Origin of the sequence: Enterobacter sp. RCC_40, from assembly GCF_041360735.1 — a bacterium.
GTDB lineage: Bacteria > Pseudomonadota > Gammaproteobacteria > Enterobacterales > Enterobacteriaceae > Enterobacter > Enterobacter ludwigii.
Genome location: NZ_JBFUPR010000005.1, coordinates 48,321 through 71,993, shown reverse-complemented (window position 1 = coordinate 71,993; position 23,673 = coordinate 48,321). Strand labels below are relative to the sequence as shown.

The window sequence follows — 23,673 nt, the reverse complement described above, 5'->3', positions numbered from 1 at the left end:
CAAAGTTGAATTTATGTGAACCAAACACGTATTAAGTGCGCTTTTTTGAGTCCAGTCACGCGTTTGGTCCAATCTGGCTCATCTGAAAGGCAATTTATATCGTTTGTCAGCACCCGCTGATTTTTCGTCCAATACCCGTAAATAACATAAGGGTGAGGTGAGATATGGGTGCTCAGGTCTGGGTTGTGGCGACGCTGCTCATCAGCATCGCGTTAATCGTATTAACTATCGTAAAACTGAAGTTTCACCCGTTCCTGGCGCTGCTGCTGGCGAGCTTTTTTGTCGGTGCCATGATGGGAATGCGCCCGCTGGACATGGTGAATGCCATTGAAAGCGGTATTGGCGGCACGCTCGGCTTCCTGGCGGCGGTGATCGGGCTTGGCACCATCCTCGGCAAGATGATGGAAGTGTCCGGTGCGGCAGAACGCATTGGGATAGCGCTTCAGCGTTGCCGCTGGCTGTCAGCTGATGTCATCATGGTACTGGTGGGGCTTATCTGCGGCATTACGCTGTTTGTTGAAGTCGGCGTCGTCCTGCTTATCCCGCTGGCCTTCTCCATCGCCAAAAAGACCCATACCTCGCTGCTGAAGCTGGCCATTCCCCTCTGTACCGCGCTGATGGCGGTGCACTGCGTGGTTCCGCCGCACCCGGCGGCCCTGTTTGTCACGAATAAGCTGGGGGCGGACGTGGGGACGGTTATCGTCTACGGTCTGATGGTTGGCCTGCTGGCCTCGCTGGTTGGCGGCCCGCTGTTCCTGAAATTGCTGGGCGATCGCCTGCCCTTCAAAGCCGTCCCGGCTGAATTTTCTGACCTCAATGTTCGTGAAGAACATACGCTGCCCTCGCTGGGAGCCACGCTGTTTACCGTGCTGCTGCCCATTGGCCTGATGCTGGTGAAGACCCTCGCCGAGCTGAATATGGCAAGAGAAGGCACGCTGTATACGCTGCTGGAATTTATCGGTAACCCGATCACCGCCATGTTCATCGCCGTGTTTGTCGCCTATTACCTGCTGGGGCTGCGCCAGCATATGGGGATGGGTACGATGCTGACCCATACCGAGCATGGCTTTGGCGCCATCGCCAACATTCTGTTGATTATCGGCGCGGGCGGCGCGTTTAACGCCATCCTCAAAACCAGCGGCCTGGCCGATACCCTGGCGCACATTCTGTCGAACCTGAATATGCACCCGATCCTGCTCGCGTGGCTGGTGGCGCTGGTTCTGCACGCGGCGGTGGGGTCGGCAACGGTGGCGATGATGGGCGCAACTGCCATCGTCGCACCCATGCTGCCGCTCTATCCTAACGTCAGTCCGGAGATCATCACCATTGCCATCGGTTCCGGTGCCATTGGCTGCACGATCGTGACCGATTCCCTCTTCTGGCTGGTGAAGCAGTACTGCGGTGCCAGCCTGAACGAGACCCTGAAGTACTATACGACGGCGACGTTTATCGCCTCGGTACTTGCACTTGGCAGCACATTCCTGCTTTCTTTCATTATCTGAGCGCGAAGAGACGTACTATGGAAAACGCAACTATCAGCACCTTAACCGCACAGTTCCCTCTGATTGAGGATCTGATTGCCCTGAAAGAGACCACCTGGCTAAACCCACGCACCACCTCGCTTGCTGAAGGGTTGCCGTATGTCGGGCTGAGCAAAGCCGATGTGGACGACGCGCATGCACGCCTTAACCGCTTTGCGCCGTATCTGGCAAAAGCGTTCCCCGAAACGGCGGCCACGCAGGGGATTATCGAGTCCGAACTGGTGGCTATCCCGGCGATGCAGAAAAGGCTGGAGAACGAATCGGGGGTGGCCATTCCCGGCACGCTGCTGCTGAAAAAAGACAGTCATCTGCCTATCTCTGGCTCCATCAAAGCGCGCGGGGGCATCTATGAAGTGCTGACTCACGCCGAGAAACTGGCGCTGGAAGCAGGGTTGCTAAGCGTCGAAGACGATTACAGCATCCTGCTGGAACCGCGTTTTAAAACGTTCTTCAGCCAGTACAGTATCGCGGTGGGATCCACCGGCAACCTCGGGATGTCCATTGGCATCATGAGCGCGCGCATCGGCTTTCAGGTTACGGTGCACATGTCTGCCGATGCCCGTGAGTGGAAAAAAGCCAAACTGCGCAGCCACGGTGTGATCGTCGTGGAATATGAGCAGGATTACGGCGTGGCGGTGGAGCAAGGACGTAAGGCCACGGAGAGCGATCCGAACTGTTTCTTTATCGACGATGAGAACTCCCGCACGCTGTTCCTCGGCTATGCGGTGGCAGGCGAGCGGCTAAAAGCGCAGTTTACCGCACAGGGTCGCGTGGTGGATGCGGAACATCCGCTGTACGTCTATTTGCCTTGTGGCGTCGGTGGCGGTCCTGGCGGCGTGGCGTTTGGCCTGAAGCTGGCCTTTGGCGATAACGTACACTGTTTCTTCGCCGAGCCGACGCACTCCCCGTGCATGCTGCTGGGGGTCTACACCGGACTGCATGATGCCATCGCCGTGCAGGATCTGGGTATCGACAACGTGACGGCCGCCGACGGGCTGGCGGTTGGACGCGCGTCTGGCTTTGTGGGCCGGGCGATGGAGCGGCTGCTTGACGGGTTCTATACCCTTTCCGATCAAAGCATGTACGACATGCTCGGCTGGCTGGCGCAGGAAGAAGGCATTCGCCTTGAGCCGTCGGCGCTGGCGGGCATGGCCGGGCCGCTGCGTGTTCCTGTCGCATCCGCGAACGCGACCCATCTGGTCTGGGCAACCGGCGGCGGAATGGTGCCGGAAGACGAGATGGCGAAGTACCTGGCTAAAGGGAAAAAATAAACTGCAGATGGGTGACCGCAAACAGCAGTGACAACGACAGCACCGCGAGGGCGATCAGGAACTTATCGCGCACCGCCTTCGGCTGTACAAAATCGTCCTGCGTCACATCCATTACGTTGCGACTGCGGGTATAGCGCCACAAAACGATCGCCACAAGCGCCAGCACGACCAGTGAGATCCAGAATGGCACGCCTGTGCGATGCCAGTTGTGCTTGATGGCGAGGGCAATCAGCGCGCCATACCCCAGTAACGTACGCAGCCAGGCCAGCGACGTCCGCTCCGGCTGCAGGCCGGGGTCGGCTTCGCGTCGCGCTTTGCGGTTATCCACCATACAACACCAGCACCATCACCACGCCCGCTACCGCCAGCAAAATCATACTGATGATGAGTAACCCACGCGTATACGGGAGATCCTGCTTGAGCCGCATCGCCTTTTCGTTACGCAGCCAACGCAGGTAGCCGTAAATGGCCAGCACACCGGCAAACAGGCACAGCAGCAACGCCAGCACTTCGCGGATCAGCGGCGTGGCAAAATCAGGCGCGAGCTGGTCAAGCCCCACACCCGCGGCGAGAAAGCCCAACGCGGTGCGGATCCATGCGAGGAACGTACGCTCATTAGCCAGCGAGAAGCGGTAGTCAGGGGCTTCACCGAGGCGAGAAATTTTCATGAAGATTCCTTGTCTGCTACAGGCAGGTTCCAGCATAGCGTAAATCGACAAGGACAAGGAGACCGGCATCGGGCGATGCCGGTCAGGACGATTAATGCAGCGCTGGCCAGTACGCTTTGTTGGCCTCGATCAGGTCATCCAGAATCGCTTTCGCAACGGAGGCGCTCGGCACCGTTTTCGACAGCGTAATCGCCTGCCACAATTTCTGGTACGAGCGCTGCTCCCAGGCATCCACTACCAGTTTTTCCACCGCTACCTGTTGGCTCATCAACCCTTTCTGGAAGTGTGGAATATCGCCCACCGTTAACGGCTCCGGCCCGTTATGACCGACCAGGCACGGAATTTCTACCATCGCGTCGGCATCAAAGTTATGAATGGCACCGTTGTTGGGCACAATCAGCAGCATGCGCTCCTGAGTGTTGAAGGCAATCGCAGTCGCCAGATCGACGATGTACGACGCATGTTCGTCGATTTCCAGCTCCCCGGCGGACGATACACCGGCTTCGATAATCGCCCGGCAGGCGCTGAACACATGCTTCTCACGGTGATCCATCACCTCGTTAGCGCGCGTGCGTTCCGGATTGGAGTGCGCGACCACGTAGTCCGGGAACAGGTAATATTTCAGATAGGTGTTTGGCATGGTGTCCGGATCCAGCGCCTGCACATCTTTTGCCTTCGCGAACGTGTCGTTCCAGCTGGCTTCGGTATGGGCATTGTCAGAGGGCGGCACATAGCCATTTTTCGCGACATATTCGCGCAGTTTCGGCATTAAATCATTGCCGTTTGCATCTTCAATGGATGTCCACCATCCGAAGTGGTTCAGCCCGTAGTAACGCACGCGCATCTCTTTACGGTCTTTAAGGCCGACTATCTGCGCCATACGCCCTTCAATGCCGATGGGCATATCGCAGATGTTGAGGATTTTGGCGTTGGGTCGCAGGCGACGGGTCGCTTCAGCCACGATGGCCGCCGGGTTCGAGTAGTTCAGCATCCACGCATTCGGGGAGTATTGCGTCATGTAATCGACCAGCTCCAGCACGCCGCCAATAGAGCGCATGCCGTAGGCGATCCCGCCGGGTCCGCAGGTCTCCTGACCCAGCACACCGTGACGCAGGGGGATTTTCTCGTCTTTTTCACGCATCGGGTATTTCCCCACGCGGATATGTGCCATCACAAAATCGACGTCGGTAAAGGCCGCTTCAGGATCGGTGGTGTAGCTAAACTCAATCTCCGGAGCTTGCTCTTTAAGGATGATCTTGCACGCCTCGGCGATGGTCTCCTGACGTGCGCCGTCGTTGTCATAGAATTTCAGCGCGCGCAGCGGAAAACGGTCACGGTTGGCTAACAGCATCAGGACGATCCCCGGCGTGAAGGTACTGCCGCCGCCTGCAATGACAACTGAGAATTTTTTCATGATATAGCCTCTGTCAGGGTAGTTTGTTCGTTTGTTGAAGGGGTTTTCATCAGCGATTCAAGCTGGTCTCGCACCTGAGGAACGTGCAGTCCAACAATCACCTGAATGCCGTTGCCGCGTCGCACCACACCGTGTGCGCCCAGGGCCTTAAAGACGTCGTCGCTTTGGGTTTGCGCCATGTCGACCAGCGCGATACGTAAGCGGGTGGCGCAGTTATTAATGCTTTCGATATTGGCCGCGCCGCCCAGCGCCTGCAGGAATCCGGCGGCTTGCCCAACCTGCTGGCTGGCGGCAGCCGGTGCGGTGGTTTGCCCGCGCGACGCTTTATAATCCGCCTTGCTGTAAAGTTTGACTTCGCTCTCTTCACGGCCCGGGGTTTTAAGGTTCAGCCGTTCAATCAGCGTTTTGAAGACCACGAAATAGAGGCCGGTGAAGCAAAGACCGATACCCATCTGGGTGAATACCGTCGAGGCGTGGTTGTGGAACATGGGGATCCAGTTTTGCGGCAGGAACTGGTCCAGCAGTCCGCCGCCCATGTTGCCCACGACGCCGAAGATGTACATCACCGTCGCCATCGTGGCAGCCAGAACGGCGTGGACGGCAAACAGCAGCGGCGAAATGAACAGGAAGGTGAATTCCAGCGGCTCGGTAATGCCCACCAGCACGGCGGTCAGCGTGGCCGGGATCAGCAGGCCTGCCACTTTGACGCGGTTTTCCGGTGATGCGGTATACCAGAGCGCCAGCGCAATCCCGACAGAGCCAAACACTTTGGCGTTGCCGTGAAGCGCAAAACCGCCTTCCGGGAACAGGGTTTTCAGCGGCAGCGTGCTTTGGCTAAATTCCTGAAGATGCTGCGCCCAATAAACCTGGATGCCGCCCTCGACCGCTGCCGGGCCAAAGATAAACGGACCATAGACAAAGTGGTGTAATCCGGTAGGGATCAGAATGCGTTCCAGGAAGGTATAAACCCACACCCCCAGCGCACCGGCAGAGCGTAAAAAGGCCTGCAGGGACTCAATGCCGAGCTGCACTTTCGGCCAGCCCATCAGCGTCAGCCAGGCGCAGGGGATCATCACAAAGAACGCGAGGATAACGACAAACGAGGTGCCCTGAAAAATCCCCAGAAAAACAGGCAACTGCTTGTCGAAATAGCGGTTGTGGATAGCGGTGACAATCCCCGAAATCACAATCGCCCCAATGATGCTGGTATCGAGCGTTTTGATACCGGCAATCATGGCCAGTCCGCTGCCGGCAGTGGGCTCAGCGGCGAAGTCGACGCCAAAGAAATGACCCCATGTCATCCCCATCGCATTGATAAAGTAGTTCCAGGTCAGAAAACTGATCAGCACCGCCAGGCAGGCGCGGCCCTGCGCCTGCTTCGCCAGACCAATCGGTAAACCCACGGCAAAAATCAGCGGCATATTGCGAAACACCGCCCAGCCGCCCTCTTCAATGATGTGAACAATTTGCGCGAACAGATTATCGGGGGCGGTTAAGGCCTCGCCCACAAACAGCGGGTTGCGAAGCATGATGGCGATCCCGACCACGATCCCGGCAAAGGGAAATAACAACACCGGGGTAAACATGGCGCCGCCAAAACGTTGTATTTGACTGAGCATTTTTAAATCCTCACGTAACAACCTGTAGGGGGTAGAGGCCTTTATGATTTTTTGCTGGGCCTGAAGTGAGCATAAGAATTTACCCATGGGCGAACATGACGTGCCGCTGCGATTCGTGATCGCATTCATGGTTTTATTTTGACCAGTCAGGTCTACTTTTCGTTGTTAATATGGACATGTCAGGACGCAATCCACGCGTTAATACAGGCAGAGAGGTCTACTGGTGATCTACAAATCTATCGCTGACAGGTTGCGGCTGCGGCTGAATTCGTCGGACTACAATATCGGGAGTCCGCTGCCGGGTGAGAAAGCGCTGGCGCAGGAGTTTGGCGTGGCGCGGATGACCATTCGAAAGGCGCTGGATCTGCTGGTGAACTGGGGGCTGGTTGAACGCCGACACGGTAGCGGGACATTCGTGGCGCGTAAAGATGTCCACCACGAAACCACCAATCTGACCGGGCTGGTGGAGGTGCTGCGCCAGCAGGGAAAAGAGGTGCAGAGCAAGGTGCTACAGTTCGAAGTGATGCCCGCCCCGCCCGCTATCGCCAGCCAGCTCCGCATTCAGGTGGATGAGCGCATCTACTTCTCGCGCCGGGTGCGTTATGTCGACGGAAAACCCCTGATGCTGGAGGACAGCTTTATGCCCGTGAAGCTGTTCCGCACGCTTTCACTGGCACATCTGGAGGGGTCGAAGTTTGATTACATCGAGAAGGAGTGCGGGATAACCATCAGCGGCAACTACGAGAGCCTGACGCCGGTGCTGGCAGATAAACAGCTCGCCGGTTACCTGAACCTGCCGGAACAGACGCCGCTGCTGCGGATAACGTCTCTCTCCTACAGCGACAGCGGCGAATTTCTCAATTATTCCGTGATGTTCCGTAATACCCGTGATTACCAGGTGGACTACCATCTGCGGCGCATCCACCCGGACGATCTGCTAACTCATCCCCCAGAACAGCACCGCCAGTAGCTGCGGGGTAATAATGCGCAGGAACATCACCAGCGGGTAGACTGTGGCGTATGACAGCGCCGCCGCGCCGCTGGTGGCGTGCAGGTTGTTGGCAAAGGCCAGTGCGGGTGGGTCAGTCATTGATCCGGCGAGCATGCCGCAGAGCGTCAGATAGTTCATTTTGGCGAACATCCGCGCCAGGATCCCCATCGTCAGGAGCGGAATCGCCGTGATAAATATCCCGTAGCCGACCCAGCTCATCCCCTCGCCCTTCACCAGGGTATCGATAAAATCGCCCCCGGATTTCAGGCCGACCACCGCCAGAAACAGCACAATCCCCAGCTCGCGCAGCGCCAGGTTGGCGCTCGGCGGCATAAACCAGTAGAGCTTACCGATACAGCCGATACGCCCGAGGATCAGCGCCATAATCAGCGGTCCACCCGCCAGGCCCAGCTTGAGCGCGACCGGAAAACCCGGGACATACAGCGGAATGGAGCCAAGCAGCACCCCCAGCCCGATACCGATAAAGACCGGCAACATCTGCACCTGCTGCAGTTTTTGCTGGGCGTTACCCACCATGTCCGCTACTGCATCAATGGATGACGGGCGCCCAACCAGGTTCAGGATATCGCCGAACTGCAGACTGGCTTCCGGGCTGGCGACCAGTTCCACCCCAGCACGGTTAAGACGGGAGATCACGACGTCATAGCGCTCTTTAACCTGCAAATCGCGTATTTTCTTGCCAAGCACGTGCTCGTTGGTCACCACGACGCGCTCTACGCGCATATCGGTGCCGCGCGTGGAGAGCGAGGTCTCCACCTCCTGACCAATCACCAGCCGCGCGTTGTTTAAATCCCCGGGCTGTCCGACCAGGTGCAGCAGGTCACCCTGCTGAATAATGGTCCCGGGCGCGGGTACCATCAGCATATCGTCACGTTTAAGGCGCGAGCAGATAATATTGGCGCTGTTCAGGATCGGCACATCCTGAATCGCCATATTGTTGAGGTTGGGGTTATCGACGCGAATGTTGATGGTTTTGATCGGCATATGGCCGTTGGTGAGCGTGGTTTCGTGGTCTTTCGCCTCGTTTTCGACGTTAATGCGAAAGAGTACCCGCACCAGCCACATGGAGAGCAGAATGCCGCAAATCCCAAACGGATAGGCCATGGCGTAGCTCATCCCCATCTGGTCGACAATACCGGGGGAGATGCCAAGGTCGCGCAAAATTTGCTGCCCTGCACCCAGTGCAGGCGTATTGGTGACCGCCCCGGAGAAAATACCCAGCACCACCGGCAGCGGAATATCGAAGAGCTTATGCAGAATGGCGGTGACCAGCCCTCCCATCACCACAATGCCGAAGGCAAACAGGTTCAGCCGTAATCCGGAGACCCGAAGGGAAGCGAAAAAGCCAGGCCCCACCTGAATACCAATGGTGTAGACGAAGAGGATCAGACCGAATTCCTGGATGAAATGGAGCATTTCGGCGCTGAGCACCAGCCCAAGCTGGTCGGCAAAATGGCCGACAAAAATCCCGCCGAACAGCACCCCGCCTATCCCAAATCCGACGCCGCGGATTTTAATATTGCCAATCCACAGACCCACCACTGCGACCAGGGCCAACACGCTAACGGTTAACGCGATATCACTCATGATCCACTTCCTGTGCATAACCTTAGTTATGCTACGGATTCTCTCAGAGCCGCACGCGGTTGTATGGGCGATGGCGCACAAAAAAGCCCTGCCGGGGCAGGGCGTTATCTTTTCATCCTCTCCCTGTGGGAGAGGCAACAACCCGCAGAGGATTAACTGTTCAGCGCAGGACGCTCGCTAATGGCGATACGCTGCGGTGCAATGGCTTCCGGCACGTTGCGGGTCAGGTCGATATGCAGCAGCCCGTTGGTAAATGTCGCACCGGACACTTCCATATGGTCAGCCAGAGTAAAGCTCAGGCTAAACGGCTGATTAACCAGGCCCTGGTGCAGCCATTTGGTCTCGGTTTCTTGTTTTTCCGGCGTACCTTTCACGGTCAGGCGCGTGCCTTCGAGCTGAATATCCAGATCGTCCTGGCGGAACCCGGCCAGCGCAAGGGTGATGCGATAGTGGTTGTCATCGCTTTTTTCGATGTTGTACGGCGGAAACGTCTGTTGCTCGGTGGTGCTTTGCAGGGCATTAGCCAGTTTGTCAAAACCAATCCACTGACGCAGCAGGGGGGATAAATCGTAGTTACGCATACTAAATCTCCTTCTGAGAAGCGAGTTCGGCACAGTTTATTTTTGTGCGCAGTTGTTCCTGCAAATCCTCATGGATTCACATATGCTCCCATTACGGCAAGCAATTCTGGGTGGGCCGCTCGCGCGACCCGCATAATCAGTTGATCTCGATACGGCGCGGTTTTTTCTCTTCCGGAATCACACGTTCCAGTTCGATAAACAGCAGGCCGTTGACCAGGTTCGCGCCTTTCACGTGAATGTTCTCGGCTAACTGGAACTTGCGTTCAAAGTTGCGCTCGGCGATACCCTGATAAAGGTAGGTGCGTTCTTTCTGCTCAGCCGTATGTGAACCTTTCACCACCAGCAGGTTGTCCTGCGCGGTGATCTCCAGTTCGTTCTCTGCAAAACCGGCGACGGCAATGGCGATGCGGTAGTGGTTTTCATCAACCAGTTCAACATTGTATGGAGGGTAGCCGTTGCTCTGGCTTTGGTTATTTTCTAAATGGTTAAACAGGCGGTCAAAACCAATTGCAGAACGGTATAGCGGGGAAAGGTCGAAGTTACGCATAAATAAAAGCTCCTGAAATCAGCGAGAAATTGTAGCCTTCCACCATGGACAGGCCAGTGTGCCCCTGAACACCCCGCAGGCGTGTTCGTTATCGGGTTACATTCTTAAAATGGGTCTGGAACCGGTCTTTTCAAGCGCAGCGGGCGCACTTTTTTTTGCACTTTCGTGCATCTCGCTTAGACTGGGACAACAGCACAAAGGGTTAAATTGCGATGGCTGCCACAGTGCGGGGTTATCGGGCTATCCATTTTGAACGAGGCTCGCTATAACCCTGAGTTGCAGGTTTATGCAGTGCCATTAACGATGACTGAGTGATGATGAAAAATGTTCTGATAAAGCTGACGACGTTCAGCGGGGTTGTTTTACTTTGCGGGTGTTCGAGCGTGATGTCTCACACCGGCGGTAAAGAAGGAACATATCCGGGGACGCGTGCCAGCGCTGAGATGATCTCCGATGACGATACCAACTGGGGCACAAAATCCCTGGTCATCCTGGATATGCCGTTTACGGCTGTGGCCGATACGCTTTTGCTGCCGTGGGATATGTTCCGTAAGGACAGCTCCGTGCGCTCGCGGGTAGAGAAAAGCGAGCAGCAAAATCTGGCCACCAATTCCGTCATTCCGCCCGCTTAACGCCAACGCGTTAACGCTGCCCGGTTTCCGTTAGCCAAAGCTGACGGAAACCTTCTGTCTCTTCCATCCATGCAATAAAACGCCCGTCCGGGGAAAACACGACCGCATCACCAGACGGTGGATTGCCGTGATCGGACGTCAAAAACGTCACCTCTCCGGTTTGCGCATCACAGCAGGCAATCCGCTCTTCCAGCACAAATCCAAGACGGTGACCGGCTGGGTGCCAGGTAAATGCCGACTGAATGTCACTTTCGTTATGCGTCAACTGGCGTGGTTCGCCGCCTTCTGGAGCGATAAGCCACAGCTGCACAATGCCCTTATCATCACGCATCAGAAACGCAATCTGCGTCCCCTGCGGGTTACAGCGCACCCAGTGACGCGGCACGTTTGCCAGCCCCGGGAATGCCCGCAGGTGGGTAAAGGTCAGCCGGCGCTGCATGACACCCGCCGGGGGCGCAGGCAGCGTCTCAGGAGTCCCCTGCAGCGGCGCATCGCCCGCGCGTTTCCATCCCTGCTCGTCGTTGGGCAGATCCACAATAAACAGTTCTGGCACTTTCTCGCCTGTCGCAGACACGGTATCGCCGATAAACGCCAGCCTGTCATTGCCCACCCAGCCCTCTTCATAGGCTCGGTTGATCTCATCGCTGCCGGGCTGAGGCGCGGGCGTCGTGCGGCTCACCAGCACGCTCCAGAAGGTGCCGGAATATTCACGTGGATGCGTCCCCTGCGGCATCACCGGGCCAAAAGGTACTGCGACGCCGACGTTACGTAAATCGAGCTTCGGGTCACGCTCATGCAATACATGGTCGTTGTAGGTAAAGCTCACGAACTGTCCGTCAGGGCTAAAAACGTGCACGTGGCTGCCGCCACGCAGCGCGCCTGCGGTATAAGGCGACGTGATATCCATGGCGTCCAGGTTACTCACCTGACCGTTGTGTACAACCACGCCCTGACGATGATGAAAATCGTAGTGCCAGTCTGCATCCGGGTTTTCCGGGCCGTGGATAAAGACATATTTGTCCTGCTGCGGATGAACGGTCACCACGCCAACATGCGCACCGTGACTGGCGCGATAGATCACCTCGACGTCACCCGTAATAACATTGACCCGCTCAATAGTTTCACCGGTAAACGATGCGCCGGACGGACGCACATCGTAGGCCAGCCACTGGCTGTCCGGCGTCCAGGTATTGATATTGGTAAGCTGGTGATGATGGGAGGCGAAGGTGATTTGTTTCATGGCGTTACCCTGATGCGCAGTTATCGCATCAGGGTAAAACATTGCGGGGAATTAGCCTACACGTTTGACGTCACCCACCAGCAGGATGTAGGAGAGCGCACCGAGCAAGGCCACTGCGGAGATATAGATCAGTGCCGGGCCAAAGCCATAGTCCTGAGCCAGATAACCGATGACCAGCGGAACCGTGATCCCCCCCAGTCCACCGACAAAGTTGAACACGCCGCCGGTCAGACCAATCAGGCGCATCGGGGCCAGCGAGGAGACCAGCGACCAGGTGATGGAGGCAAAACCGTTACCGAAGAACGCAATCGCCATCAGCGTCATAATCCAGACCGGATCGTTGGTGTAGTTTGCGCCCATGATGCAGGTGGAGATCAGCAGCCCGCAGATAATAGGCGTTTTACGCGCGACACCCAGCGAGAACCCTTTTTTCACCAGCCTGTCCGCCAGCCAGCCGGAAAGCAGCACACCAAAGAAGGCCGCCAGGAACGGTACGGTGGTCATAAAGCCCGCCTTCAGCGCGGTAATGCCTTTTTCCTGGGTCAGATAGTTCGGGAACCAGGTCAGGAAAAACCACAGCGTGGAGGTCACCGCGAACTGCCCCAGATAAACCCCCACCAGCTTGCGGTGGAAAACCAGCTTCCAGTCGGCTTTGGTCAGCGGCTGACGCGCCTCTTTTTTCACCGGCGCATCGCCATCCACCAGACCGCCACCGTCGCGGATATAGTCCAGTTCAGCTTTGCTGATACTTTTGGTGAGACGCGGCGGTTGATAGACCTTGAACCAGATCAACGACCAGATAATGCCGATCCCCCCGGTCACAATAAAGACCCAGTGCCAGCTCAGCAGTTCCTGGATCCAGATCAGCAGCGGCGTCAGGAATGCCAGGCCGACAAACTGCCCGGAGGTGTAGAACCCAACGGCCGAGGCGCGTTCATGCTCCGGGAACCAGCTGGTCACCATGCGGTTATTGGTCGGAAACGCCGGGGCTTCGAAAATCCCGGTGATCGCACGCAGGCCAATCAGCGACATCAGCCCGGTGGCAAAGCCCTGGAACAGGGTCGCCACCGACCAGCCGAAGATGGCAATGAAATAGGTCAGGCGCGAGCCGACGCGGTCAAGGAACCAGCCGCCGGGGATCTGGCACAGCGTATACAGCCAGGCAAACGCCGAAAAGACGTAGCCCATTTCCGCTTTGCTGATCCCAAACTCCTCCTGAATATGGGCTGAAGCCACGGCAAGGTTGGCGCGGTCAACGTAACAGATGACCACAGTAATAAAGATCATGACCAGCGTCAGGTAGCGCCGACGCCCGGTTTTTGCAGCAGTAACAGGAATATCCATCGCAATCTGTCTCCAGATTTTGGGCATAGCGAAGCCGCTCACCATGCCCTGTAATTTACAGAGGGTGTGTTTGTTATTGTTGAAATTACTTTTTAGTGGCGATGTGCTTAGGCTGAATTACCACTCAGCGACAGAGCCATCTTCATGACGCCATAACGGGTTACGCCAGTCCGGCGCGTTTTTACTCAGCTCAATGACTTTGGCTTCGTCGATATCCACGCCAAGGCCCGGCTTCGTTAACGGTTTAAAGAAACCGCCTTCCATGCTGAAATCATCTTTGTTTTTCACAAAGTCGAGCAGTTCCGCGCCCTTGTTATAGTGAATGCCCATGCTCTGTTCCTGGAATACCGCGTTGCGCGAGACAAAGTCGACGTGCAGACAGGCTGCCAGTGCGATCGGCCCCAGCGGACAATGCGGTGCCAGCGCCACGTCGTAGGCTTCCGCCATCCCGGCGATTTTGTAGCATTCCGTGATGCCGCCGGCATGCGATAGATCCGGCTGCAATATCGCCAGGCCGCCAGCTTCCAGCACGCGTTTGAACTCGAAGCGCGAGAACATGCGCTCACCGGCGGCAATCGGGATATGCGTCTGTGCGGCCAGTTTCGGGTAGTACTCCGCCTGCTCGGCCAACACCGGCTCTTCGATAAACAGCGGACGGTACGGCTCCAGCTCTTTAATCAGCACTTTGGCCATCGGCGCGCTGACGCGACCGTGGAAGTCCAGGCCAAACTCAATCTCGTTGCCGAACGCTTCACGGATCTGCGCCACGGTATTTACCGCGCGGTCTACCGCCCGTGCGTTGTCGATGACGCCCATCTCTTCGCAGCCGTTCAGTTTAAAGGTGTCAAAACCAATATTGCGCAACTGCCTGATACCGTCGATCACTTCCGCGGGACGGTCGCCGCCTACCCAGCTGTAGGCTTTGATTTTGTCGCGCACCAGGCCGCCCATCAGCTGCCAGACCGGCGCATTCAGCACTTTGCCTTTGATATCCCATAACGCCTGGTCGATACCGGCGATGGCGCTCATCAGAACCGGTCCACCCCGGTAGAAACCTGCGCGGTACATCACCTGCCACAGGTCGTTGATGCGGGCAGGATCTTGTCCTGTCAGGTACTCGCCCAGCTCATGCACCGCCGCTTCCACGGTACGCGCACGCCCTTCAATGACCGGTTCGCCCCAGCCGACCACGCCTTCATCGGTTTCGATTTTCAGGAACAGCCAACGCGGCGGTAAACGGTACGTGGTGAGTTTGGTTATTTTCATTTCACTGCCTCTCGATACGCTTTCACAAATGCGGCCGCCTGCTGTGCGGTACGTTCGACGGATTGCCCGGCGCGATAGAGATCGCTGCCCAGACCCGCCCCGACACAACCTGCGTTGATCCACTGCGCCAGGTTTTCTGGCGTCACGCCCCCCACGGCAAAGACCGGTACGCTGGCGGGCAATACCGCTTTCAGCGCGCTGATATAGGCCGGACCAAAAGCCGATGACGGGAAAATTTTGAGCGACTGCGCGCCCGCATCGAGAGCCGCGAACGCTTCTGTTGCCGTTGCGCATCCCGGACAGACGGTCATGCCGTAGCCCACTGCGCGGCGGATCACCTCAGGGTGAATATTCGGCGTCACAATCAGCCTGCAGCCCATCTGCGCAAGCTGGTCCACCTGCTCCGGTTGCAGAACGGTGCCAGCGCCAATCAGCGCCTTATCACCAAACGCGTCCACGACCGCCGGGATGCTCTTTTCCCACTCTGGGGAATTAAGCGGTATTTCCACGGCGTCAAAACCGGCGTCGATCGCTGCGCCTACGTGCGCTAATACCTCGTCGGGCGTGACGCCGCGCAGGATAGCGATGAGGGGAAGATTAGTTTGCCACTGCATGAGCGATGCTCCTTATTCCTGCCTGAAATGCCGTGTCGCCTTCTACCGCAGCCACGTCCCGCCCGATGGCATTGAACGCCTGGCGGTAGCGAGAGGTCAGCGATGAACCCGCGACGAGGGTGATGGTCTGTTGCCCGGCGAACTGCTCGCTCAGGCTGGCGACTTCCGCGCCAATCAACAGGCCCGATAAAAATTCGCTGACCTGGGTACGGGGAAGCGTGCCCAGTACATGCGAAGCGCGAACTTCAAAAAGTTGCGGCAAAACGGCAGGGCTGGCGATACCCCGCTCCAGCCCGGCGGCAAAGGCCTTGGGCGAAGCGTCCTGCTCCGGCAACCCCGCGCCCACCAGCGAGTGCGTCAGCAACAAGTGGTGCAGCTCACCGGTCATCACGGTGCGAAAATCGTGGATGTGCTCAGCGTCGGCCTGCACCCATTTACAGTGCGTGCCGGGCATGACGTAGACAGAAGAAGGAGAGAGCGTGCGCGCGCCAAGGAGCTGGGTCTCTTCGCCGCGCATCACATTGTGGTTATCGTTCCGGGAAACGCACAATCCTGGAATAATCCAGATATTGTCGCCAACGGACGTTAACTGCTCGCCAATGGCAGCGAATGCAGCAGGTACGGGCAGATAAGGCGCGACCTTCCAGCCCACGTTACTGCCCACCATGCCCGCCATGACCACCGGCGTGGCGCCCTCGCGCCAGTTGTGTGTCACCTCTGCTAACACCGCCTCGGGGGATTTACCGTTCAGGCGCGTCACGCCTGCTTCTGATTGCCTGCTTTCCAGGCACTGCTCGCCCTGATACAGCCAGGCGCGCAGATTGGTCGATCCCCAGTCAATAGCGATGTAGCGAGATGTCATGTGATTTCCTTCAACCTTCGTGTCGAGCTGGCGATCATCGTGAGTGCCGCCTGCTCTGCCGCATCGCCGTCCTGATGCCGGATAGCATCGAACAGCGCTTTATGTTCCTGGAGCGTTTTTGGCATGTTGGCCTCATCGCCCATCCAGGTTCGTTCAAATACCGCGCGCTGTAGCGAGCTGATGGCAACGCTAAGCTGCTGTAATACCGGGTTATGGACCGACTGCAGCACCGCTTCGTGATAGCGGATGTCCGCTTCGTTGAACGCATCCCGGTTCTGGTTATTGGCAATCATGTCGTTCAGGGCGGACTCAATCTGAGCCAGGTCTCCTGACGTTGCACGTTCCGCAGCCCAACGGGCGATGGCCGGCTCTACCAGGTTTCGTACCTCACTCATCGCGCCAATCAGCCTTGGGTCGTAGTCGTTTTCCAGCACCCACTGCAGGACATCGGTGTCGAGGTAGTTCCACTGATTACGCGGGGCGACAAAGGCGCCGCGGTAGCGCTTCATTTCAATCAGCCGCTTTGCCATGAGCGAGCGAAACACTTCCCGAATGATGTTGCGCGAGGTTTCAAACTCCTCACACAGCTCTGCCTCAGCAGGCAGCGGTGAACCGGGAACGTACTTTCCACCCACGATCTGGGTGCCCAGCGTGATGACGATGCGATCGGTTTTATTGAGAGTCATGGAGAGTCCTTATGCTCTGTATGTTCAGGACTACTTTACCTCGACCGCTGAATTTCGCCTCACTTTTGCAGTACAAACGTGACGCCTTTCGTCATTACCGTGGCTGTAATGTAGTACAATCAATCAATGTTGTACTACAATCCAGATCACAAAAAGAACAATTCGATAAATTCAGCGCAAAAAAAAGCCCCGGTTGATAACCGAGGCTGATGAGCGTGAAACGCTGTTACTGCAGAACAAATTTCTCGATCGCGTAGGCAACGCCGTCTTCAAGGTTAGATTTGGTCACGAAATTGGCCACGTCTTTCACCGACGGGATCGCATTGTCCATTGCCACACCCATGCCCGCATATTCAATCATCGCAATGTCGTTTTCCTGATCGCCCAGCGCCATGATCTCGTCCGGTTTGATGCCCAGCGTATCTGCCAGCGATTTCACACCGGTGCCTTTATTGACACGTTTATCCAGGATTTCGAGGAAGTACGGCGCACTTTTCAGCACGGTGTATTTCTCTTTTACCTCAGCCGGAATGCGCGCAATCGCTTTATCCAGGATGTCAGGCTCATCAATCATCATCACTTTCAGGAACTGGGTGCTCGGATCCATTTTCTCAGCTTCGCAGAACACCAGTGGGATCGTCGCGACATAGGATTCATGTACGGTGTAATAGCTGATATCACGGTTAGCGGTATAGAGCGTATTGCGATCGAGCGCGTGGAAATGGGAACCGACCTCGCGGGACAGTTTTTCCAGGAACAGGTAATCGTCATAGTTCAGCGCGGTTTGCGCCACCGTGCTGCCATCCGCCGCCTTCTGTACCAGCGCACCGTTATAGGTAATGCAGTAATCGCCCGGCTGATTCATGTGCAGCTCTTTCAGGTAGCTGTGCACGCCCGCATACGGACGACCGGTGGTCAGTACCACATTCACGCCTTTTGCGCGCGCTGCGGCAATCGCGTTTTTAACGGCTGGAGAAATAGTGTGGTCTGGCAGCAACAGCGTGCCGTCCATGTCGATAGCAATAAGTTTGATAGCCATAGGGTCCCCGGGATAAATGAGTGCTGCCTCATGCTAACGCGATTAAGCCCACAAAAATAGAGCTACATTGCGCAACAAAAGCCCCCTTTTACGCCTGTCCCGGGGATAACGGCTTACTCGCGGGTGAGGACTATTTTGCCAAAAGCACCGCGGTCGAGGTGTACAAGCGCCTCTTCAAGCTGGTTAAAACGGTAGCGGTGTTCAATCACCGGTTTCAGCCCCGTGACATCGACTGCGCGGACAAAATCTTCCAGCGCACGGCGGTGCCCGACACCAATCCCCTGAATCACAGGTGATTTCAGCAAGAGTTCGCTGGCAGGCAGCGAGATTTCACTCCCGGCCAACACGCCAATGACGGATATGCGCCCGTGAACGGCAACGGCCCGCAGGGAATGTCTCAGGTTCTCCCCGCCAACGGTTTCAATAATATGGTCAATACCGCGATCCTGCGTCAGCGCGTAAATCTCGTCAGCCCAGTTCCCTTTAAGCCGGTTGATGCCCCGATCGGCACCGAGCGTTTTAGCCAGCGCCAGTTTTTCATCACTGCCCGACGTCACAAAAACTTCTGCACCGTGTGCTTTGGCGATTTGCAACGCGAAGATTGCGACACCGCCTGTGCCTTGCACCAGCACCGACTGTCCGGCACGTAACTGTCCGCGCTCCACCAGCGCAAACCATGCGGTAAGCCCCGCGCAGGGTAAGGTGCTGGCCTCTGCGTCATCCAGCGTTTCCGGGGCGGCCACCAGCCAGTTTTCACGCATGATCACGTATTCAGACAGCATCCCCTGGAAGTAACCGCCCAGCGTCTGGTAGGGCAAATTGCGGGCGTCGCCTTTCGGTTTACCGTCGACCCACTCCGGAGAGAAGGTGGAGATGACGCGAGCACCGGGTTTAAAGCGGGTAACGCCTTCACCCGTACTGTCCACCACGCCTGCCATGTCAGATGCCGGAGTAAACGGGAAGGTGAGCGCGATCGGCATGTTGCCTTCAATGACCATTTTATCGCGATAGTTGAGCGCAACAGCGTTCACCCGCACGCGCACTTCACCCGGGCCCGGCTGGGGAACAGGCGCCTGAGTGAGTCTGAGGTTTTCACGCCCAAGGGCGTCCATTGACCAGCGTTGCATCATCTCTGTCATCTTTTTCTCCTGTTATCAAATGCACTTCAGTACTGACAGTCTAACGTTGACTCATGGTCGCCAGTGGCGATACATTTTCCCACTATTGATTCCTGAAGAACGACAATCCATGACCGATACGCTGAAGGATATTCCCGTTTTTGTCGCCGCCGTAGAGGCAGGCAGTTTTGCTCAGGCCGCGGTGCGTTTGCATTTGTCGCGCTCGGCGGTAGGGAAAAGCATTGCTCGCCTTGAAGCGCGGCTGGGAGTACGCCTGTTTCAGCGCACAACGCGTAGCCAAAGCCTGACCGATAACGGTGCCCTTTTTTATGAACGTTGCCTGCGAGCACTCCAGGAAATCCGTGGCGCGGAGTCGCTGCTGGAAACAGGGAAACATCAGGTGAGTGGCCGTCTGCGTGTTGCCATGCCGGTGCTGTTTGGTCGCCAGTGCATCGCCCCGCTGCTGATAGCCTTGACGCAGGAGCATCCTGCCCTTGAGCTGGAAATGTCATTCAGCGATCGCGTAGTGGATATCGTCGAGGAAGGGTTTGATATGGCGGTGCGAAACGGCGCACTGCCGGACAGCACCATGCTGGTCGCCAGACGCCTGGGGGAACACCGAATGGTGCTGTGCGCCGCGCCGGAATACCTGAGAAATAACGGCCAGCCTGAAACCGTTGCCGATTTACGCCAGCATAAGGCCATTAACTACCTGCGTGCCGGCAGGGTGTTACCGTGGGAACTGGCGGACCACGAAGGAACATCGCACCCCCTAATTCCCCGTTCATCCCTCAATATGGACGATCTGCAGGCTATCTGCGACACAGCGCTGGCCGGGCATGGTATTGCATGGTTACCCTGCTGGATGGTGCGCAAAGAGCTGCAGAATGGAAGGCTCATCCCACTCTTAAAACAGGCGCCGGATGTGCGTTTCGACGTTCACGCGGTCTGGCAGCAGACGCCGCATCTGCCCCTGCGAGTCAGGATTGCGGTCGACATGCTGGTCAGCCGGTTACCGTCAGTCCTGTCGCTGGAACTGGATGCTGATAATTCTGCGCCCACAAAAAAGCCGCGCTAAACGCGCGGCCTCTGACTTGCGGTGTAACCACTCTTAAATATCGATATTCGCCGCTTTCAGGGCGTTCTCTTCGATAAAGGCACGACGTGGTTCAACCGCATCGCCCATCAGGGTTGTGAACAGCTGATCGGCTGCAATCGCGTCTTTAACGGTCACGCGCAGCATACGACGGCTTTCCGGATCCATGGTGGTTTCCCACAGCTGATCCGGGTTCATTTCACCCAGACCTTTATAACGCTGAATAGACAGACCACGACGGGACTCTTTCACCAGCCATTCCAGCGCCTGCTCGAAGCTTGCTACCGGCTGACGACGTTCACCACGTTCGATAAACGCATCATCTTCGATAAGACCACGGAGCTTCTCACCCAGCGTACAGATACGGCGATATTCCGGACCGGTCACAAACTCGTGCTCCAGGGGGTAATCGGTATCTACGCCGTGAGTACGCACGCGCACAATCGGTTCGAACTGCTGCTGAGCGTTCTGCTGGACATCAAACTTCCACTGGCTGCCGTGCTGCTCTTTCTCGTTCAGCTCGGTTACCAGGGTGTTCACCCAGCGGGTAACAACCTGTTCATCGCTCAGATCGGCTTCCGTCAGGGTTGGCTGATAAATCAGCGCCTTCAGCAGCGATTTAGGATAACGACGCTCCATACGACCAATCATTTTCTGTGCCGCGTTAAACTCGGACACCAGACGCTCCAGCGGCTCACCGGCCAGTGCAGGGGCGTGAGAGTTCGCATGCAGGGTCGCACCATCAAGCGCGATCGCGATTTGGTACTGATCCATCGCTTCGTCGTCTTTGATGTACTGTTCCTGTTTGCCTTTCTTCACTTTGTACAGCGGTGGCTGTGCAATGTAGACGTGGCCACGTTCAACAATTTCTGGCATCTGACGATAGAAGAAGGTCAACAGCAGCGTACGGATGTGCGAGCCGTCGACGTCCGCATCGGTCATGATGATGATGCTGTGGTAGCGCAGTTTGTCCGGGTTGTACTCGTCACGGCCGATGCCGCAACCGAGCGCGGTGATCAGCGTTGCCACTTCCTGAGAAGAGAGCATCTTGTCGAAACGGGCCTTCTCCACGTTGAGGATTTTACCCTTCAGCGGCAGGATAGCCTGATTCTTACGGTTACGGCCCTGCTTCGCAGAACCGCCCGCGGAGTCCCCTTCCACAAGGTACAGTTCGGACAGCGCCGGGTCGCGTTCCTGGCAGTCAGCCAGTTTGCCTGGCAGGCCAGCTAAATCCAGCGCGCCTTTACGACGGGTCATTTCACGGGCTTTACGCGCCGCTTCACGGGCACGTGCCGCATCGATAATTTTGCCAACCACGATTTTCGCGTCTGACGGGTTTTCCAGCAGGTATTCGCTCAGCAGTTCGTTCATCTGCTGTTCAACCGCCGATTTCACCTCAGAAGAGACCAGCTTGTCTTTAGTCTGAGAGGAGAACTTCGGATCCGGTACCTTCACGGAGACAACCGCAATCAGGCCTTCACGGGCATCGTCACCGGTGGCGCTGACTTTCGCTTTCTTGCTGTAGCCTTCTTTGTCCATGTAGGCATTCAGGGTACGGGTCATCGCCGCACGGAAGCCCGCAAGGTGAGTACCACCGTCACGCTGTGGAATGTTGTTGGTGAAGCAGTAGATGTTTTCCTGGAAACCATCGTTCCACTGCAGCGCCACTTCCACGCCAATACCGTCTTTTTCGGTAGAGAAGTAGAAGATATTCGGGTGAATGGGCGTTTTGTTCTTGTTCAGATACTCAACGAACGCCCGGATACCGCCTTCGTAGTGGAAGTGGTCTTCTCTGTTGTCGCGTTTGTCACGCAGACGAATCGAGACGCCAGAGTTCAGGAACGACAGTTCACGCAGGCGTTTCGCCAGAATCTCATATTCGAACTCGGTAACGTTGGTGAACGTTTCAAGGCTCGGCCAGAAACGCACCATGGTACCGGTTTTGTCGGTGTCACCCGTAACAGCCAGCGGTGCCTGCGGCACGCCATGCGTATACAGCTGACGGTGAATTTTGCCTTCGCGCTGGATAACCAGCTCCAGTTTCTGCGACAGGGCGTTAACCACGGACACACCTACACCGTGCAGACCGCCGGAAACTTTATAGGAGTTATCATCGAACTTACCGCCTGCGTGCAGAACGGTCATGATAACTTCCGCAGCCGATACGCCCTCTTCCGGGTGAATACCGGTTGGGATGCCACGACCGTCATCGGTGACGGAGACGGAGTTGTCCGCATGGATCGTGACCACGATGTCTTTACAGTGACCCGCGAGCGCTTCGTCGATAGCGTTATCTACCACCTCGAATACCATGTGGTGCAGACCGGTGCCGTCATCCGTGTCGCCGATATACATACCCGGGCGCTTACGCACCGCATCCAGCCCTTTCAGGACTTTGATACTGGAGGAGTCATAAGAATTCGACATCAACGTTTCTCGCTCATTTCAACTTGGGTTAATCCGTTATTTTACCCTTTTCCACGGTAAACATCTTCGAATTTTCGTCCGACATGTCTATAACGTGTTCAGCGCTAATCGCACTGACGAAAACCTGTGACTGCGTGGCTTTTAAGCGGCTGGCAAGCAGCCCGCGCCGCGCGTCGTCAAGTTCCGAGGCAAAATCATCTATCAGGTACAGGCAGCGTCGCCCGCTCTCGCGGGTCAAAAACTCTCCCTGCGCCAGGCGCAGCGCACACATCAAAAGCTTGAGCTGCCCACGCGACAGCGTGTCTTCCACCGGCGCACCGTCGGCACGAATGCGGAAATCCGCCTTGTGCGGGCCATGTGCGGTGTAGGTCAGCATGCGGTCGCGCTCGAAATTTCTCTCTAACACTTCGGCATAATCTGTCTCTTTCTCCCAGCCGCGCTGGAAGGAGAAGGTGAGAGAGAATTCAGGTAAAAACTGTTTGCAGGTGTCGGCCATATCGTCGGCGATACCCGCGCTGTATTCGGCACGCCAGCAGCTGATTTGTTCCGCAAGGGGAATTAATTCCTTGTCCCACGGGCGCAACTGGGCGTAGCGTGTCACCTGGCGCAGTGCAGCGTTACGCTGCTTAAGCAGGCGCTTCAGGTTGCTCCAGGCGTTAAAGAAACCGGCTTCGTTGTGAAAGCATCCCCAGTCAAGGAAGGCTCTTCTGTATTTGGGGCCGCCATTGAGTAAAGTAAACCCCTCCGGCGTAATCAGCTGCATCGGCATCAGCAGCGCGAGCTCAGCCACTTTGTGGCCGTCAGTACCGTCGATACGAACCTTGCTGTCGCCCTGCTTGTCTTTGGTCAGACCGATGGCTGTTTCACGCTCCTCGCCCTGCAAACGCCCGTGCAGAACAAAGGCTTCCTGTTCGTGGCGAATGACGCGGCCAATTTGCAGACTGCGAAACGCCCGGCCATGGCCGAGCGTGTAGATGGCCTCAAGCACGCTGGTTTTGCCGCTGCCGTTCGCGCCAACCAGGAAATTAAAGCCAGGGGATAAAGCGAGATCCGCGTTTTCGATATTGCGGAAATCTTTGATTAAAAGGCGCGTCAGTGACATATCTGGA

22 protein-coding genes and 1 other annotated feature are annotated in these 23,673 nt (G+C 56.7%); of the genes, 5 read left to right on the top strand and 17 right to left on the bottom strand.

Going from position 1 to position 23,673, the window contains the following annotated elements; all coding sequences use genetic code 11:
• Nucleotides 1-164: 164 nt before the first annotated feature.
• Both dsdX and dsdA read left to right on the top strand, forming a co-directional pair.
• Nucleotides 165-1,502: a D-serine transporter DsdX gene (dsdX, locus tag AB6731_RS17300; RefSeq protein WP_014167979.1), complete on the top strand. Its 1,338-nt coding sequence runs from the start codon at nucleotides 165-167 to the stop codon at nucleotides 1,500-1,502.
• A gap of 17 nt (nucleotides 1,503-1,519) precedes the next feature.
• On the top strand, nucleotides 1,520-2,812 hold the full coding sequence (dsdA, locus tag AB6731_RS17295) for a D-serine ammonia-lyase (RefSeq protein ID WP_371006601.1): 1,293 nt from the start codon (nucleotides 1,520-1,522) through the stop codon (nucleotides 2,810-2,812).
• Here the strand turns inward: dsdA and AB6731_RS17290 are convergent.
• The 4 genes from AB6731_RS17290 to AB6731_RS17275 form a co-directional block, all read right to left on the bottom strand.
• Nucleotides 2,796-3,143: a DUF202 domain-containing protein gene (locus tag AB6731_RS17290; protein WP_014167977.1), complete on the bottom strand. Its 348-nt coding sequence runs from the start codon at nucleotides 3,141-3,143 to the stop codon at nucleotides 2,796-2,798. The genes dsdA and AB6731_RS17290 overlap by 17 nt on opposite strands.
• Nucleotides 3,133-3,480, bottom strand: coding sequence for a YidH family protein (locus AB6731_RS17285; RefSeq protein WP_020882741.1), 348 nt, complete (start codon nucleotides 3,478-3,480; stop codon nucleotides 3,133-3,135). Before AB6731_RS17285 ends, AB6731_RS17290 begins: the two co-directional genes overlap by 11 nt.
• Nucleotides 3,481-3,571: 91 nt before the next feature.
• Nucleotides 3,572-4,894, bottom strand: a complete 1,323-nt coding sequence (locus AB6731_RS17280; RefSeq protein ID WP_014167975.1) for a 6-phospho-alpha-glucosidase — start codon at nucleotides 4,892-4,894, stop codon at nucleotides 3,572-3,574.
• Nucleotides 4,891-6,513, bottom strand: coding sequence for an alpha-glucoside-specific PTS transporter subunit IIBC (locus AB6731_RS17275; RefSeq protein ID WP_371006600.1), 1,623 nt, complete (start codon nucleotides 6,511-6,513; stop codon nucleotides 4,891-4,893). The genes AB6731_RS17280 and AB6731_RS17275 overlap by 4 nt, the downstream gene beginning before the upstream one ends.
• Before the next feature lie 223 nt (nucleotides 6,514-6,736).
• Between AB6731_RS17275 and AB6731_RS17270 the strand changes: the two genes are divergently transcribed.
• On the top strand, nucleotides 6,737-7,483 hold the full coding sequence (locus AB6731_RS17270; protein ID WP_014167973.1) for a GntR family transcriptional regulator: 747 nt from the start codon (nucleotides 6,737-6,739) through the stop codon (nucleotides 7,481-7,483).
• Here the strand turns inward: AB6731_RS17270 and AB6731_RS17265 are convergent.
• The 3 genes from AB6731_RS17265 to ibpA form a co-directional block, all read right to left on the bottom strand.
• A complete protein-coding gene (locus AB6731_RS17265) occupies nucleotides 7,451-9,112 on the bottom strand; it encodes a putative transporter (protein ID WP_047954846.1) in 1,662 nt (553 codons plus the stop codon). The genes AB6731_RS17270 and AB6731_RS17265 overlap by 33 nt on opposite strands.
• A 152-nt stretch (nucleotides 9,113-9,264) precedes the next feature.
• Entirely contained in the window at nucleotides 9,265-9,693 is a 429-nt protein-coding gene (gene ibpB / locus AB6731_RS17260) for a small heat shock chaperone IbpB (RefSeq protein WP_025202652.1), read from the bottom strand.
• Nucleotides 9,694-9,829: 136 nt separating this feature from the next.
• Nucleotides 9,830-10,240 (bottom strand): small heat shock chaperone IbpA, encoded by a 411-nt coding sequence (gene ibpA / locus AB6731_RS17255; protein WP_008500162.1) that lies wholly within the window; start codon nucleotides 10,238-10,240, stop codon nucleotides 9,830-9,832.
• Nucleotides 10,234-10,306, bottom strand: a sequence feature (ROSE (Repression Of Heat Shock gene Expression) occurs in the 5'-region of heat shock genes and acts as an RNA thermometer to modulate expression.). (Overlaps the previous gene by 7 nt.)
• 248 nt (nucleotides 10,307-10,554) lie before the next feature.
• Between ibpA and AB6731_RS17250 the strand changes: the two genes are divergently transcribed.
• Nucleotides 10,555-10,872 (top strand): YceK/YidQ family lipoprotein, encoded by a 318-nt coding sequence (locus AB6731_RS17250; RefSeq protein ID WP_025202651.1) that lies wholly within the window; start codon nucleotides 10,555-10,557, stop codon nucleotides 10,870-10,872.
• Nucleotides 10,873-10,882: 10 nt separating this feature from the next.
• On the opposite strand, the gene AB6731_RS17245 is transcribed toward AB6731_RS17250, so the two are convergent.
• The 8 genes from AB6731_RS17245 to AB6731_RS17210 form a co-directional block, all read right to left on the bottom strand.
• A complete protein-coding gene (locus AB6731_RS17245; protein ID WP_371006598.1) occupies nucleotides 10,883-12,112 on the bottom strand; it encodes a DUF3748 domain-containing protein in 1,230 nt (409 codons plus the stop codon).
• 51 nt (nucleotides 12,113-12,163) lie between these two features.
• Nucleotides 12,164-13,501 carry an MFS transporter gene (locus tag AB6731_RS17240; protein ID WP_080271857.1) on the bottom strand — a complete coding sequence of 446 codons (1,338 nt, stop codon included), beginning with the start codon at nucleotides 13,499-13,501 and terminating at the stop codon, nucleotides 12,164-12,166.
• A 72-nt stretch (nucleotides 13,502-13,573) separates the two neighbouring features.
• Nucleotides 13,574-14,722, bottom strand: a complete 1,149-nt coding sequence (gene dgoD / locus AB6731_RS17235) for a galactonate dehydratase (protein ID WP_014167964.1) — start codon at nucleotides 14,720-14,722, stop codon at nucleotides 13,574-13,576.
• Nucleotides 14,719-15,336: a 2-dehydro-3-deoxy-6-phosphogalactonate aldolase gene (locus AB6731_RS17230; RefSeq protein ID WP_014167963.1), complete on the bottom strand. Its 618-nt coding sequence runs from the start codon at nucleotides 15,334-15,336 to the stop codon at nucleotides 14,719-14,721. The genes dgoD and AB6731_RS17230 overlap by 4 nt, the downstream gene beginning before the upstream one ends.
• Nucleotides 15,320-16,198 carry a 2-dehydro-3-deoxygalactonokinase gene (locus AB6731_RS17225; RefSeq protein WP_371006596.1) on the bottom strand — a complete coding sequence of 293 codons (879 nt, stop codon included), beginning with the start codon at nucleotides 16,196-16,198 and terminating at the stop codon, nucleotides 15,320-15,322. Before AB6731_RS17225 ends, AB6731_RS17230 begins: the two co-directional genes overlap by 17 nt.
• Nucleotides 16,195-16,884, bottom strand: a complete 690-nt coding sequence (gene dgoR, locus AB6731_RS17220) for a D-galactonate utilization transcriptional regulator DgoR (RefSeq protein WP_006177594.1) — start codon at nucleotides 16,882-16,884, stop codon at nucleotides 16,195-16,197. The genes AB6731_RS17225 and dgoR overlap by 4 nt, the downstream gene beginning before the upstream one ends.
• Before the next feature lie 226 nt (nucleotides 16,885-17,110).
• Complete coding sequence (gene yidA / locus AB6731_RS17215; RefSeq protein WP_032679289.1) at nucleotides 17,111-17,923, bottom strand: sugar-phosphatase; 813 nt, start codon at nucleotides 17,921-17,923, stop codon at nucleotides 17,111-17,113.
• Between the two features lie 113 nt (nucleotides 17,924-18,036).
• Nucleotides 18,037-19,062 (bottom strand): NAD(P)-dependent alcohol dehydrogenase, encoded by a 1,026-nt coding sequence (locus AB6731_RS17210; protein ID WP_014167960.1) that lies wholly within the window; start codon nucleotides 19,060-19,062, stop codon nucleotides 18,037-18,039.
• 109 nt (nucleotides 19,063-19,171) lie between these two features.
• Between AB6731_RS17210 and AB6731_RS17205 the strand changes: the two genes are divergently transcribed.
• Nucleotides 19,172-20,119: a LysR family transcriptional regulator gene (locus AB6731_RS17205; protein ID WP_371006595.1), complete on the top strand. Its 948-nt coding sequence runs from the start codon at nucleotides 19,172-19,174 to the stop codon at nucleotides 20,117-20,119.
• A 33-nt stretch (nucleotides 20,120-20,152) separates the two neighbouring features.
• On the opposite strand, the gene gyrB is transcribed toward AB6731_RS17205, so the two are convergent.
• Both gyrB and recF read right to left on the bottom strand, forming a co-directional pair.
• Nucleotides 20,153-22,564, bottom strand: a complete 2,412-nt coding sequence (gene gyrB / locus AB6731_RS17200) for a DNA topoisomerase (ATP-hydrolyzing) subunit B (RefSeq protein WP_020882753.1) — start codon at nucleotides 22,562-22,564, stop codon at nucleotides 20,153-20,155.
• Nucleotides 22,565-22,592: 28 nt separating this feature from the next.
• The gene (gene recF, locus AB6731_RS17195) at nucleotides 22,593-23,666 is read right to left on the bottom strand and encodes a DNA replication/repair protein RecF (protein WP_025202644.1); all 1,074 of its coding nucleotides are present in this window, start codon (nucleotides 23,664-23,666) and stop codon (nucleotides 22,593-22,595) included.
• Between the last annotated feature and the right edge of the window lie 7 nt (nucleotides 23,667-23,673).

Excerpts from the sequence above, each read along its gene's own strand:
- AB6731_RS17265 (WP_047954846.1), bottom strand. The coding sequence starts at position 9,112 with ATGAGTGATATCGCGTTAACCGTTAGCGTGTTGGCCCTGGTCGCAGTG.
- AB6731_RS17280 (WP_014167975.1), bottom strand. The coding sequence starts at position 4,894 with ATGAAAAAATTCTCAGTTGTCATTGCAGGCGGCGGCAGTACCTTCACG.
- AB6731_RS17275 (WP_371006600.1), bottom strand. The coding sequence starts at position 6,513 with ATGCTCAGTCAAATACAACGTTTTGGCGGCGCCATGTTTACCCCGGTG.
- dsdA (WP_371006601.1), top strand. The coding sequence starts at position 1,520 with ATGGAAAACGCAACTATCAGCACCTTAACCGCACAGTTCCCTCTGATT.
- AB6731_RS17250 (WP_025202651.1), top strand. The coding sequence starts at position 10,555 with ATGATGAAAAATGTTCTGATAAAGCTGACGACGTTCAGCGGGGTTGTT.
- AB6731_RS17240 (WP_080271857.1), bottom strand. The coding sequence starts at position 13,501 with ATGGTGAGCGGCTTCGCTATGCCCAAAATCTGGAGACAGATTGCGATG.
- AB6731_RS17245 (WP_371006598.1), bottom strand. The coding sequence starts at position 12,112 with ATGAAACAAATCACCTTCGCCTCCCATCATCACCAGCTTACCAATATC.
- gyrB (WP_020882753.1), bottom strand. The coding sequence starts at position 22,564 with ATGTCGAATTCTTATGACTCCTCCAGTATCAAAGTCCTGAAAGGGCTG.
- dsdX (WP_014167979.1), top strand. The coding sequence starts at position 165 with ATGGGTGCTCAGGTCTGGGTTGTGGCGACGCTGCTCATCAGCATCGCG.
- AB6731_RS17205 (WP_371006595.1), top strand. The coding sequence starts at position 19,172 with ATGACCGATACGCTGAAGGATATTCCCGTTTTTGTCGCCGCCGTAGAG.
- AB6731_RS17290 (WP_014167977.1), bottom strand. The coding sequence starts at position 3,143 with ATGGTGGATAACCGCAAAGCGCGACGCGAAGCCGACCCCGGCCTGCAG.
- ibpB (WP_025202652.1), bottom strand. The coding sequence starts at position 9,693 with ATGCGTAACTACGATTTATCCCCCCTGCTGCGTCAGTGGATTGGTTTT.
- ibpA (WP_008500162.1), bottom strand. The coding sequence starts at position 10,240 with ATGCGTAACTTCGACCTTTCCCCGCTATACCGTTCTGCAATTGGTTTT.
- AB6731_RS17285 (WP_020882741.1), bottom strand. The coding sequence starts at position 3,480 with ATGAAAATTTCTCGCCTCGGTGAAGCCCCTGACTACCGCTTCTCGCTG.
- yidA (WP_032679289.1), bottom strand. The coding sequence starts at position 17,923 with ATGGCTATCAAACTTATTGCTATCGACATGGACGGCACGCTGTTGCTG.
- AB6731_RS17210 (WP_014167960.1), bottom strand. The coding sequence starts at position 19,062 with ATGACAGAGATGATGCAACGCTGGTCAATGGACGCCCTTGGGCGTGAA.
- AB6731_RS17225 (WP_371006596.1), bottom strand. The coding sequence starts at position 16,198 with ATGACATCTCGCTACATCGCTATTGACTGGGGATCGACCAATCTGCGC.
- dgoR (WP_006177594.1), bottom strand. The coding sequence starts at position 16,884 with ATGACTCTCAATAAAACCGATCGCATCGTCATCACGCTGGGCACCCAG.
- recF (WP_025202644.1), bottom strand. The coding sequence starts at position 23,666 with ATGTCACTGACGCGCCTTTTAATCAAAGATTTCCGCAATATCGAAAAC.
- dgoD (WP_014167964.1), bottom strand. The coding sequence starts at position 14,722 with ATGAAAATAACCAAACTCACCACGTACCGTTTACCGCCGCGTTGGCTG.
- AB6731_RS17230 (WP_014167963.1), bottom strand. The coding sequence starts at position 15,336 with ATGCAGTGGCAAACTAATCTTCCCCTCATCGCTATCCTGCGCGGCGTC.